10 protein-coding genes are annotated in these 12,709 nt (G+C 35.6%); 5 read left to right on the forward strand and 5 right to left on the reverse strand.

Annotation, left to right across the window (positions count from 1 at the left end; all coding sequences use genetic code 11):
• Window positions 1-18 precede the first annotated feature (18 nt).
• The 3 genes from C7J90_RS04870 to C7J90_RS04880 all read right to left on the reverse strand — a co-directional run bounded on the left by C7J90_RS04870 (window position 19) and on the right by C7J90_RS04880 (window position 4,581).
• Window positions 19-1,407: an alanine/glycine:cation symporter family protein gene (locus tag C7J90_RS04870; protein ID WP_103209935.1), complete on the reverse strand. Its 1,389-nt coding sequence runs from the start codon at window positions 1,405-1,407 to the stop codon at window positions 19-21.
• A gap of 427 nt (window positions 1,408-1,834) precedes the next feature.
• A complete protein-coding gene (locus tag C7J90_RS04875; RefSeq protein ID WP_103209933.1) occupies window positions 1,835-3,781 on the reverse strand; it encodes a fructose-1,6-bisphosphatase in 1,947 nt (648 codons plus the stop codon).
• A gap of 413 nt (window positions 3,782-4,194) precedes the next feature.
• Window positions 4,195-4,581: a hypothetical protein gene (locus tag C7J90_RS04880; protein ID WP_103209932.1), complete on the reverse strand. Its 387-nt coding sequence runs from the start codon at window positions 4,579-4,581 to the stop codon at window positions 4,195-4,197.
• 214 nt (window positions 4,582-4,795) lie between these two features.
• On the opposite strand from C7J90_RS04880, the gene C7J90_RS04885 reads away from it, so the two are divergent.
• The 4 genes from C7J90_RS04885 to C7J90_RS04900 all read left to right on the forward strand — a co-directional run bounded on the left by C7J90_RS04885 (window position 4,796) and on the right by C7J90_RS04900 (window position 8,696).
• Entirely contained in the window at window positions 4,796-6,067 is a 1,272-nt protein-coding gene (locus C7J90_RS04885; RefSeq protein WP_103209930.1) for a pyruvate MFS transporter, read from the forward strand.
• A gap of 200 nt (window positions 6,068-6,267) precedes the next feature.
• Window positions 6,268-6,870 carry a class A sortase SrtA gene (gene srtA, locus C7J90_RS04890; RefSeq protein WP_103209928.1) on the forward strand — a complete coding sequence of 201 codons (603 nt, stop codon included), beginning with the start codon at window positions 6,268-6,270 and terminating at the stop codon, window positions 6,868-6,870.
• 118 nt (window positions 6,871-6,988) lie between these two features.
• A complete protein-coding gene (locus tag C7J90_RS04895; protein ID WP_232618873.1) occupies window positions 6,989-8,131 on the forward strand; it encodes a glycerate kinase family protein in 1,143 nt (380 codons plus the stop codon).
• Window positions 8,132-8,147: 16 nt separating this feature from the next.
• Window positions 8,148-8,696 carry a tubby C-terminal domain-like protein gene (locus C7J90_RS04900; RefSeq protein ID WP_103209926.1) on the forward strand — a complete coding sequence of 183 codons (549 nt, stop codon included), beginning with the start codon at window positions 8,148-8,150 and terminating at the stop codon, window positions 8,694-8,696.
• A 329-nt stretch (window positions 8,697-9,025) separates the two neighbouring features.
• Here the strand turns inward: C7J90_RS04900 and scdA are convergent, their stop codons facing one another.
• Window positions 9,026-9,700 carry an iron-sulfur cluster repair di-iron protein ScdA gene (scdA, locus tag C7J90_RS04905; RefSeq protein ID WP_103209924.1) on the reverse strand — a complete coding sequence of 225 codons (675 nt, stop codon included), beginning with the start codon at window positions 9,698-9,700 and terminating at the stop codon, window positions 9,026-9,028.
• A gap of 256 nt (window positions 9,701-9,956) precedes the next feature.
• On the opposite strand from scdA, the gene C7J90_RS04910 reads away from it, so the two are divergent.
• Window positions 9,957-11,048: a Glu/Leu/Phe/Val family dehydrogenase gene (locus C7J90_RS04910; RefSeq protein ID WP_103209923.1), complete on the forward strand. Its 1,092-nt coding sequence runs from the start codon at window positions 9,957-9,959 to the stop codon at window positions 11,046-11,048.
• A gap of 105 nt (window positions 11,049-11,153) precedes the next feature.
• On the opposite strand, the gene C7J90_RS04915 is transcribed toward C7J90_RS04910, so the two are convergent.
• Window positions 11,154-12,212 (reverse strand): PTS sugar transporter subunit IIC, encoded by a 1,059-nt coding sequence (locus C7J90_RS04915; RefSeq protein WP_103209921.1) that lies wholly within the window; start codon window positions 12,210-12,212, stop codon window positions 11,154-11,156.
• Between the last annotated feature and the right edge of the window lie 497 nt (window positions 12,213-12,709).

Here is a 12,709-nt window from a genome sequence, read left to right on the forward strand (position 1 = left end):
GTCTGGCCTCTTTATAGATTAATGATTGGATTGTTTAATAGATGGTTTGAAATAATCATCTGTTAAAGATTTAATGACTTTATATAAGAATAAGATACCGATTAAGTTAGGAATCATCATGAGTGCATTTGCAATATCAGCAAACATCCATACTGTTCGTAAATTAGCAACAGTTCCCACAAAAGTTGCGATGACGTAAATGACACCGTAAAGCATGACGAAGCGCACACCAAATAGATACTCAAAACATTTAGCGCCATATACAAACCACGCGATAATCGTTGAAAAGCCAAAGAAAATGACCGATAATGACACAACATATTCGCCAAGTGTACCTAACCCAGCTCCAAATGCCATGCTTGTTAAAGCACCTGCTTCAAGATTAGGATCATGTGTAACGCCAGAGAGGAGTCCACCTGTTGGATCCCAATATCCTGTTACAAGTAGAACAAGTGCTGTCATTGTACATACAACAATGGTAACAATGAAAGTACCTGTCATCGCAACTAATGCTTGAATCACAGGATGTCCTGCTTTGGCATTACCAGAAATCAAAGCAACCGTACCTAAACCAGCTTCGTTTGAAAAAATCCCTTTAGAGACGCCATTTTGAATGGCTTGCATCACCATAATACCTGAAAAACCGCCCGCCGCAGATACAGGTGTAAATGCATATTCAAAAATCAAACTAAAGGCAGGAATAATTTGATCGTAATTAATAATTAAAATTGTAACGGCTGCGCCAATGTAAAAAATAGCCATCATTGGCACGAAAAATCCAGCAACGTTACTAATTCGCTTTAAGCCACCAAAAATAATCAATGAAATTAATATAACAAGTATAACCCCTGTAATAGCACCATGAACGTTAAAGCTTGTTGTCATCACATCAGCAATGGTATTAGACTGAACGCTATTGCCGATACCCAGTGCAGCAAAAGCACCGAATGCAGCAAAAGCAATTGCTAAAAACTTGAAACGATGTCCTAATCCTTGCTCTATGTAATACATTGGTCCACTTGAGTACTCGCCATTTTTATTTTTAACACGATATTTCATTGCTAATAGAGCTTCGGCATATTTTGTTGTCATACCTAGTAATCCAACGACCCACATCCAAAATACCGCTCCAGGACCACCTAACGTTACGGCAGTTGCTACCCCAGCAATGTTACCATTACCAATCATGCCTGCGAGTGAAGTCATTAATGCTTTGAAGTTACTGATGTCACCTGCACTGTTGTTATTCTTTTGATCTGGAACAAAAGCAAGTTTGAATGCATGCAGCAATTTACTAAACTGCATCCCTTTTAAAATGATTGTTAAAAATAGTCCCGTTCCTGTAAGTAAAATGAGACTCGGTGCGCCCCACAAGAGACCACTTATTTTTTCTAAAACATCATACACGCATAACCCCTCCAATTAATACACTTCATAAGTAAACGCTTTCATTATTATATTACACTTCATGGTTCGATGTAAAATCAATATCATTTAACATTAAGTTGCCTTTTAAAATTTAACAAGATGAGATGGATAAAGGGGTACACTATGTTCGGATAATTTATCCCCTTTGTCCGACGAGATGGAGCGTTGACTTATGAAATGATGCGAATGGATATTTAATTGTCGCACTCTCAAATTTTACACTTATATTGGAAAAAATGCGAACGAAATTTTGAATTAAAATGATTTAATGGATGAATACAATACATAAAAACAGTCCAAATTAAATTACAAGGCTAAACAAAAACAAACGATTCTTCAAAATCTAAAAACAATGTTGAAGAATCGTTTGAATTCTGTATGATTTAAGCCACTATTACAAGGCGATTTATTTCATATAACGGTATGACATAAGCTCCTTAAGCAATTCAATTTCTTTTTGGAGATCTTGACCTTTATTCGTATCTCGAATTAACTTACGTTCAAGCTCTTTATCGACAACACGTCGAATCGAAAGTTCGTCTTCACCTGTTTTTAAGACATTTTCTTTTGAATTGAATTGTTGATGCGCGACAAGTTGCATGCCAAATGAGTTATATAACAATGTATAACCAGCAATACCTGTCGTTGATTGATAAGCTTTCGAAAAGCCACCATCAATCACAAGCATTTTACCATTTGCTTTAATAGGATTTTCACCATCTCGCTCTTTAACGGGTGTATGCCCATTAATAATGCGCCCTTGTTCAGGATCTATACTAAATTCAGACAACATTTTTTTAACCATTTCTTCATCTTCGCGCAGATGGTAATAAGGATTTTTTGTTTCTTTATGAGTGGCTTTATCACTAATAAAGTATCGTTCAAATGTTGTCATAGCACGTTTACCGAATAATGATGAATATTTGCCAGTCCATAAATACCATACTAAATCTGTCGAAATATCGTCTTGTTGCTCAATGTGGTCGTAGGCGTAGCGAACATGGTCTTCAAAAGAATCGATCAATTGACAACCTGATAAAAAGCGACCATCAATTTCCATTCCTTCCATTTCGCCATTTTCATCTACAGGAATACAACCATGAATGAGAAGATTACCATTATAGCGTAAATAGAGATTTCCTTTTTTCATTAAAAAGTCAACATGGCGTCGTAGCTTCTCAGACTCTTGAACGGAAGCGAGGAGTCGATCAATCACTTCTTGTTCTTCATCAAGTAATGCGGTAGGATTTTTCGGATCAATTGTACTAAAGCATGTATTTTCAAGGCTATAGCTTGTGCCATCAATATTTAATGTATTGTCATTATAATTGACGTGGTCAAGCAATAAACGTTCATCCATATCAAACTCTGGTCGTCGCTTAATGATAGGGGCTTCTAATTTGAATTGAATCATCGCAATAGCTTGATGAATTTTTGTAATTTGTAACCTTTCAGACTCTGACGGTTTTTTTTCAGGGTGTTTTTTGGGACGGAAAGCTGGATTATCGTCGTAATATTTTTCAGCCAATGTCAGTAATGGACGCAAATTGATTCCGTACGCATCTTCAATGATGTCCAAATTGTCGTAGCGTGCACAAATCCGTAGTAAATTAGCTAAACAAACCTTCGAACCAGAGTAAGCACCCATCCATAAAACGTCATGATTACCCCATTGGATATCGACAGAATGATAGTCAATGAGTGTATCCATAATTTTATCAGGGTGTGGACCACGGTCATAGATATCGCCAACAACGTGTAAATGATCAACGACAAGACGTTGAATGGTATTCGCCAAACTAATAATGAGTTTATCAGCTTGGTTCAATTTAATGATTTGTTGCATGATATTTTGATAATAGCTGTTCTTATTGTTGTATTTATTACTTTTGTATAATAGCTCCTCAATAATAAATACATACTGTTGTGGTAATGCCTTACGCAATTTCGAACGTGTATATTTAGATGAAGTATATGTAATAATTTCCAGTAATTGCGGGATGGTTCTTTCATACCATATACAACGTTCTTCTTTACTATTAAAATTACTTTTAATCAGTTTCAGCTTATCTTCAGGATAATAAACAAGGGCAATCAGTTCATTAATCTCATCTTCAGAAATGCGGTAACCGAAGATATCATGAATCTTAGATTTGACGTTACCCGATCCGTTTCGCAACACGTGTTGAAACGCATGAAACTCTCCGTGTAGGTCACTGACAAAGTGTTCAGTCCCTTTAGGAAGTTCGAGTATCGATTCAAGGTTAATAATTTCAGTCGCTACTTTTTCTTCTGAATCATACTTTTCTGCTAGTAAATCTAAATATTGTTTTTTGAGTTCGTCTTCAAGCATGAATTTTTACACCTCTTCTATATTTTAAGATGGCTCTCTTTAAGGCTACATTCTAGTCAACAGAAAATCAAAAAGAATGTATTGATTAAGTATAAAATAATAAAAGTTTATTAAATAAAATGTACCTGTGAATGAAGCGCTTTCATATATTATTAAATCATATTCAAGCATGCAATCAAATGGTTGTAGTGCTTGATTTTTAAAAATTATAGGATAGGGACTAATCATGTAATCGTCAAAGGAATAATATTGGGGGATTAAAGAGGGATAATTGTGAAGCTTCTTTCATGAGAAATCCACAGGTTTAATTTTGGCTATTATTATAAATCATACTCAGATAAGGGAAGACAAAGATATAAATGTTTACGACAATTTAATCTTTATGTCTGATTCCCTATCTGAATATATAGAAATTACTTACGCTTCGGCGGGGTACCACTGAAGAAAAAAGTAACTAAAATCACTGTTGTTAAACCTGTAATGGCACCCAAGATAATAGAGCCTAACATAAAACCTGTTTGGATATGAACAAGTGAGATTACAGAAAAGTAAACAAGCATTGAAAGTATAAGCAATTTAAAAATATAGATTAAAGGCTGCCGAGGAATAGGCTTAGCACGCCCTGTTTTAATATTAAAATATAGTAAGGTTAACACGATTAAGACAACAATTGTGAGAAAACCTTCAATTAACCAACTACTTGTGCGTGTGGCTTTTGGTAATAGTTGATTAATCGTAAAATTAACCATCAAGCTTAAAATAATCAATTTGATTACAAAGCCAAGCGGTAATTGTTTCATCCCAAACATCCTTTCATTCATAAGAACAGATAGTACTATAGTAGCGAAGATGTATAGAAAACTTCAAGCACTTTAAACTATGTGATGTTTTACACAATTGAAAATAAATAAATAATATTTAAAATTTATGTTGTAACCGTTTTCTATATGTGGTATTATCAGGTGGCTAATTGAATTGGTCATCAGATGACCAAATGAAAGCGGGGTATATTTTATGAGTCAAAAGAGAACAAAAGTACGTTGGATGTTCGCAGGGTTATTCTTTTTAATTGGGGTTATTGCATATATGGATCGTTCAAATATTTCGTATATAGCAGGTCCAATGATGGAAGATTTAAATTTAACCAAAACACAATTTGGTTATTTAGCATCATTTTTTGCGTTAGGTTATGCATTAATGCAAGTACCATCAGGTATTTTAGCAGAAAAGTTTGGACCTAAGAAAATGTTATCAATTGCTTTACTTTGGTGGAGTGCATTTACGATTTTAACTGGGGTAGTAAAAAATCACGGATTATTATTCTTTGTCCGTTTCTTGTTTGGTGTAGGTGAGGCACCAATGTATCCATCAAATGCAGTATTTAATACGCACTGGTTCAGTAAAAATGAAAAAGGACGTGCAGCTAGTGCACTACTCGCAGGTTCATATTTTGGGCCAGTTATTGCTCCATTTATTACGATTGCGATTTATAATGCATTCGGTTGGCAAGCGGTATTCTATATCTTTGGGATAATTGGATTTTTAATCGCTATTTTATGGGCAATTATAGCGAAAGATTTACCAGAACATCATAAAATGGTAAATGAGGCTGAAAAGCAGTTTATTTTGGCTAATCGTGATGTTGTAGAAACTGAAAAATCATCAGCACCATGGGGCGTATTCTTTACACGATTTAGCTTTTACGCAATTGCAGCACAATATTTTATCGTTCAATTTGTGATTACATTATTTTTAATTTGGTTACCAACATATCTTATGGAAGAATTTAATGTTGATTTTATCACAATGAGCAAAATTGCAGGTATACCATGGTTATTAATGTTTATTTTAATCATGGCAGGTGGCGCTATTTCAGATAGAATCCTAAGTGCAGGGAAATCTCGTTTTGTAGCGCGTGCATCGATTGCAATTTTTGGATTTATTGTATTTGGAATTTCACTAAATTTTGCAGTTGCGTCTAATAGTTTGACAGCCAATATTTTCTGGATGTCTTTATGTCTTGGTGGTGTTGGTCTTTCTATGGTTATGAGTTGGGCATCAGCAACAGATATTGGGCGTAATTTCTCAGGTACTGTTTCTGGTTGGATGAACCTTTGGGGGAATATTGGAGCAATGTTAAGTCCGGTACTAGCAGGTTTCTTAGCTGAAAAAATTGGTTGGGATGCGACACTACGTTCAATGCTCGTACTTGTAATTGTGGCTATATTCTTCTGGTTCTTCGTAAAGCCTGACCAACCATTAATTCGTAAAGAAGCGAAGTCATGATTAAAGAGCGTTAATGATCAATATTATAAAAATAAATGATAAGACGCCATGCGTGGCATATTAAAAGTTGTAAATAGGGCACTTTTAATATGCTAAGCTAGGCGTCTTTTTGATAATGAGTTCGATTCATTCATGAAGTGAAATTATTTTAAATGTGGTAAAATAGTCACAAAACTAAGAGTGAGAGGACGTACGGAGTCATGAAAAATGTTTCACGTGTCATCATGCCATTAATCGGGGTGATATTGATACTTGGAGGACTGTATTTAGTGTTAAAACCTAAAATTGATGCGTATTTTATTCATCAGGATAATGAAAAAAAGATTGAGCAGTATGAGAATAGTACAAATCATAATCAAAATAAAAAGACGGCGCTGGATATACCTCAAGATAAATCTAAAGTAGTAGGTATATTAGAAGTACCGTCAGTCGGGATTAAAGAACCTGTTTATCCTGGACCCGCTACACCTGAACAACTACAGCGTGGTGTGAGTTTTGCTGAAGAGGATGAGTCTTTGAATGATCAAAATATTTCGATTGCAGGTCATACAGATTATGCGCTTAATTATCAATTTACAGATATGCATAAAGCTAAAAAAGGCGATAAGGTTACGTTTACAGTTGGACAAGACAAAAGACATTATAAAATTACATCAATTCGAGATGTTGATCCTTATGAAGTAGAAGTGCTTGATGAAATGAAAAAGAATAAAGATCAACTGACTTTAATTACTTGTGATGATTATGATGAGAAGACAGGGACATGGTTAACACGTAAAATTTATGTTGCTGAGGCAGTTTAATAGTAATTAATATGAGATAAAGTTGGGGCAATGAAGGTCTGTCTCAACTTTATCTTTTTTTATAATATTGAGAAAGGATATAATAAAAGAGAAGTGATTAATATTGAGGAGGGATAAGGTGAAAACAATTCTAATTGCACCTGACTCTTTTAAAGAATGTATGACGGCTATGGAAGCGGCAAATGCGATTGAAAAAGGATGGCGACGTGTTTTTGGTGATACGATGGCTTACATTAAGTTACCGATGGCTGACGGGGGAGAAGGTACATTTCAAGCACTTCATGATGCATTATCAGGACATATCGTATCCTTATCTGTAACAGGACCGTTCGGGGAAAAAGTCAATGCTCATTATAGTTTAGTGCATGAGGCGCATACCGCTATTATTGAAATGGCTCAAGCATCAGGACTCGATTTAGTTGCCCCATCTAGGAGGAATCCGATGCAAACAACGACTTTTGGAACAGGAGAAATGGTAAAACATGCTTTAGATCAAGGTGTAAAACAGATTATTTTAGGTATAGGTGGGAGTGCTACAAATGATGGTGGCGTTGGTTTTTTACAAGCATTAGGAGCTAGAGTGATTAACCAAAATGAAGAAGAAATAGGTTTTGGTGGCGGGCAATTAGAGAGGATTCAACAGATTGATTTGTCTACACTTGATGAACGTTTGCGGGATATTAAGATTGAAGTGGCTTGTGATGTAGATAATCCTTTACTAGGTGAGAATGGTGCAACAAAAGTGTATGGTCCTCAAAAGGGTGCAACACGTGAAATGGTAGACAAGCTAGAAGCAGGAATGACGAAATATCATTCGATTTTATCCCAAACTTTAGGAAAAGAAATATCCAAAGTGCCTGGTGCCGGTGCAGCTGGTGGATTAGGAGCAGCATTGATAGCATGTACGCATACATCATTAAAACGAGGTATTGATATTGTACTAGAATTAACACAGTTTGAAAATCATGTTAAACATTGTGATCTCGTTATAACTGGTGAGGGTCGTATCGATGGTCAAACACTATTTGGTAAAACGCCAATGGGTGTGGCGCAGTTGGCAAAGCGATATCAAAAACCTGTTATTGCAGTAGCAGGTTTATTAGGTTCAGGATTTGAGCAAGTTGTAGAATCCAATAACATTGATGCGGTTTTTAGTATATCTAAAGGGCCAACATCGCTTGAAAAAGCGTTAGAGCATGGTATAAAAGATTTAGAAATGTGGGCTTATCAGTTGGCGCGCTTTTATCAATTACAACTTTAAAAAGGATGTGTTAAATTTGTCACGATATTATTACAGGGAAAACTTCTTTAATACGTCAACCAAGCCAATCGAAATTTTTAACGAACAAAATACAGCAGTTTATCAAATGGCATTATATTATCAATCAACAGTTCAAAAAGTACGGGGTATTCTCGGTCATCTCAAGTATAATTTTAATATTACAGACAATCAAAATATCTATTCTTCTGAGCGAGAAAAAGCATATAAATCTCTTGTCTCATCAAAATGGCATATTTACAAGAACGAAAAGAGAATAGGGGAATTACGAACAGTTTTAAGTTTACGTTCAAAATTAGTGTTTAAAGATCAAAGAGGCGAAACTTTAACGTTTCAATCGGGTTTTTTCTCTAAAAGTGTTAAAGTCTATGATGGAAAGAAACACCTCGTCATGACAACTTCTTCTGAACGATTTAAAATTGCATCACGACACGATTTACACATTTTAGAGTCAACGCATCATGATATGCTACTCATTTTATTGTTTCAAGTTTTTTATGAATATCAGGAGGCGAGACGGCGTGCAGCATCTTCAGCATCCACATAAAATGAGGAACAGGCTGGGTCATAAATATCTCGAAGTTTTCTTATAATGAGATGATTCATTCAATGATACGAAAGTGTCTTTTTTAAAAGGATTTTAATGTAAAATGACATGTATATCACGTCGTATTGTTGGCGAGACGCCTGAGGGAATAGGATGAGCGTCGAGACCGGGGCTCGCCCCATCCCCTAGGAAATGCGAGCCAAACAATACGAATGATTGATAAAAGGAAAGCGTAAAGATGGTTCATGATTGAATCATCTCTACGCTATTATTTTGGGATTGATGTCCCAACCTGTTTTAATTTTCTATTTTGATGATACGGTTACAAATTACGAAATGAGTTTAGGAAAGAGCACGTTATTTTCAAGGTGGACATGTTGATGAGTTTCTTTTTCAAGGACTTCTAAACGCTGATAAACGAGACGCCATGTTCCACAAGCTTCTACAGGTGGTTCGTAATCATTTGTTAATTCTCGCATTTTGGATAAAAGCGCTCCTGCACCTTCATGATCTTCGACTAAAGATTCAATCACTTTATTTAAATCATCGACTTGTTCACCTTTGTGAGCTTGAATTAATTTTGGAAAAGATTCATGATCTTCTTCTGTTGTGTGGATTAACATTGCTTCCTTAAATATTTGATATATCTTTTTTAGTTCTTGGAGGTATGGATAATTGGAGCCATGTACACGTGCTAACTTTGTAATATAAGGCGTTAGTTGATTGAACTCTTCTATTAATGTTTGATGATATCTGGATTGAATATATTGAATCAGCGAAGGAATGGTTAAGTATTGAAGATCTATACCTTCACTTTGAACGAGTGATGCAGATTCAAGTTCAGATAATAAAGTACTCAAGTCTATTTTTTTATTGGTATCAATGGCTTTTGATATTTCGATTTGGCCACCGCAACAAAAATCAATACCGTACTGTCGGAAAATATCAGCGGTTTTAGGATACTTAGTAACAACATCAGCGACCTTATCATTTTTTTGTATCATTATGTTCATCCTTTCATTAAGTGATTATCATTATCATACATATCATGTTGAAAAATAGATATTAGGGAAATAGCTAAATTTTAATAGTGAAGTCGATTAATTTATAAACACAACCATTTAAAAATTTTGATTATTGTTAAAGATATGGAATTAATATTTTTGAATACCAAAGATTTTAATTGGCATGTTATGATGAATAATGTGAGCAAATCACGAGATGAGGAATTGAAATTAAAAATACATAGGAGGAATGAAAATGATTTTTGAGAAAATGGAACAACATGACTATGAGCAATTGGTATTTTGTCATGATAAGACAAGTGGTTTAAAAGCAATTATTTGTATTCATGACACAACACTTGGTCCAGCACTTGGTGGATGTCGTTTTTGGAATTATGATTCTGAAGAGGAAGCTATTGTCGATGTTATGCGCCTAGCAAAAGGAATGACATATAAAAATGCGGCGGCTGGTCTTAACTTAGGTGGCGCTAAAACAGTAGTCATTGGAGATCCTAAAAAAGATAAGTCAGAAGCATTCTTCAGAGCATTAGGGAGATACATTAATAGTTTAGACGGACGTTACATTACAGCAGAAGATGTCGGCACGACAGTAGAAGATATGGATATGATATATCAAGAAACACCTCATGTGTGTGGTGTGAGTGAGTCATATGGTTCAAGCGGTAATCCAAGCCCAATGACAGCATTAGGCGTCTATTACGCAATGAAACGTGCAGCCAAAGAAGCTTATGGTGACGACAGTCTTGAAGGTAAAACAGTCGCAGTTCAGGGTGTTGGTAATGTAGCCTATCACATGTGCAAATATTTACATGAAGAAGGCGCAAAGTTGATTGTCTCTGATATTAATGAAGAGGCGGTTCAACGTGCGGTAGATGATTTTGGGGCCAAAGCAGTTGATGTGGATGATATTTATAGTGTTGAGGCAGATATTTTTGCACCGTGTGCACTAGGCGGTGTCTTGAATGATGAAACGATTCCATCTTTAAAAGTTAAAGTGGTATGTGGTAGTGCCAATAACCAGCTTTTAGATGAAGACAAACATGGTCAAATGTTAAAAGAACGCGATATTATGTATGCACCAGACTTTGTTGTTAATAGCGGTGGTGTGATCAATGTATCAGATGAATTACAAGGTTATAATCGTGAACGTGCGACCAAAAAAGTGAAAGCAGTCTATGATCAGATGGATAAGATTTTCGAAATTGCGAAAGCTGAAGACATCTTACCACTTCAAGCAGCAGAACGTTTAGCAGAAAATCGCATTGAAGCTATGATGCGTGTGCATAGCAAATTTTCTTCAAAGCCAAATAATCAAATCAAACGATAAATGATAATAAAGGTTGGGGGCATCGCTTTTTAGGAGTACTGTTCGATCAGTGTCTAAAAGAAGGATAGTACCCCAACCTTTTGATTTAGGTTTGATAATATGATGTTATTGATTTGCAGTGAATTTAAAAATGTCTAAGCTATATAACTTAAAAACACGTGATAAAAGGTAATTGATAATCAATCCACTAACGAGAGGTACAATGATATAGACGAATAGAACAAGTCCTATATTCACCAATCCTGATCCCATTATTTCGAAAGCTTTGATAGGGCCTACGAGACCAACTAAGCCAAATCCTGCAGTTTCTTTAGTTCCGGCTATACCTACGATAGCACCCACTGCGCCTGTGATTGCTGCAGTAAGACCGATGGGTAATAAAATAATAGGATAGCGTATAGCGTTAGGCATCATCATTTTCATTGCACCGAGTAATATGGCTATAGGCACGCCTATTTTATTCACGCGTACTGTTCCAATAAATAGGACTATCGCTGTTGTGGCAACACCAATAGCAGCAGCACCAGCAGCAAGTCCAGAGATTCCGATAGCTAAACCGACTGCGATTGTAGATACTGGTGAAATAATAATAAATGAAAACAATACAGCTATCAAAATACACATTAGAACCGGTTGTAAATTCGTAAAGGTGTTAACGACTTCACCGATAGCAAGTGTAATTTGACTGACGTATGGTAATGTCAGTGTACCTATAAGACCTGGAATGCCTCCTACTAATATTGGGAGTAAGATAATGTTTAAGCTGCCTAGCTTACCATCTAGCCATAATACGAGCAAGACGGCAATAGCGGCTGTAAGCATCGTATTAATCAAGTCTCCAATACCAACAATTTGCCAACCTACATCAGTCACTTTTGCCGCACCAGATCCTACGAAAGATGCTGCACCGACAATAGCGATACTCATCGGATTCAGTTTAAATTGCAAGGCGATGAGTACGCCGACAATGACTGGAAGTGTATATTGAATGCCTAAGACAACTTGATGCAGTGTATTAAAAATAGATGCGTATTGGCTTAGATATGCGAAAAGACCTCCTAAAACAGCATTAGGAATAAGTCCTACAATAATCGCAATAGCTAACCCATTTAATACGTTAAAGATAAATGTTTTTAAAGTCATGTGTGTTTGCTCTGATGACATATGTATATCCTCCTATGTGATGTATATGTATTATGGCTTAGTCTGCATTGGATTGCAACGGTTAATTTTAGAATTTTCTTACTTTTTAAATAAAGACTCTCAGTCAAATTGGACTGGTCGCATTAAATTAAGGCGTTATGCAATAATGGATTGCTTAACGTCTTTTTCGTTGTGTGATCATAAAGTCTTGAACATTAATGCCTCTTTTAATACGACATAAATCAGTAAAATTGAGTTGGTAAAACATATTTTATAACTTAGGGGTGTGAATAAATATAGCAAATTTGATTGTTTCCTAAGCCGAGACTTCTGAGGCGCCTAGAAAAGCGAGGCTTTATGGAACAATCAAATAAATGAAATTATTTATACACCAGTCCGATTTACTATAGAACCTAAATAAATAACTACCTATTGCACAAAGAATATGCTTTTGAATAAGAATAGGATACTTGCCGGGGGTACGACAAGTATCCTAGATTCATTTATCATTTAAAGGA

The sequence above is a fragment of the Staphylococcus felis genome, from assembly GCF_003012915.1.
Lineage (GTDB): Bacteria > Bacillota > Bacilli > Staphylococcales > Staphylococcaceae > Staphylococcus > Staphylococcus felis.

What these genes read in the sequence shown, in the direction of transcription:
- scdA (WP_103209924.1), bottom strand. Translation starts at nt 9,700, where the DNA reads ATGATACAAAAAAATGATAAGGTCGCTGATGTTGTTACTAAGTATCCT.
- C7J90_RS04880 (WP_103209932.1), bottom strand. Translation starts at nt 4,581, where the DNA reads ATGAAACAATTACCGCTTGGCTTTGTAATCAAATTGATTATTTTAAGC.
- C7J90_RS04875 (WP_103209933.1), bottom strand. Translation starts at nt 3,781, where the DNA reads ATGCTTGAAGACGAACTCAAAAAACAATATTTAGATTTACTAGCAGAA.
- C7J90_RS04915 (WP_103209921.1), bottom strand. Translation starts at nt 12,212, where the DNA reads ATGTCATCAGAGCAAACACACATGACTTTAAAAACATTTATCTTTAAC.
- C7J90_RS04910 (WP_103209923.1), top strand. Translation starts at nt 9,957, where the DNA reads ATGATTTTTGAGAAAATGGAACAACATGACTATGAGCAATTGGTATTT.
- srtA (WP_103209928.1), top strand. Translation starts at nt 6,268, where the DNA reads ATGAAAAATGTTTCACGTGTCATCATGCCATTAATCGGGGTGATATTG.
- C7J90_RS04885 (WP_103209930.1), top strand. Translation starts at nt 4,796, where the DNA reads ATGAGTCAAAAGAGAACAAAAGTACGTTGGATGTTCGCAGGGTTATTC.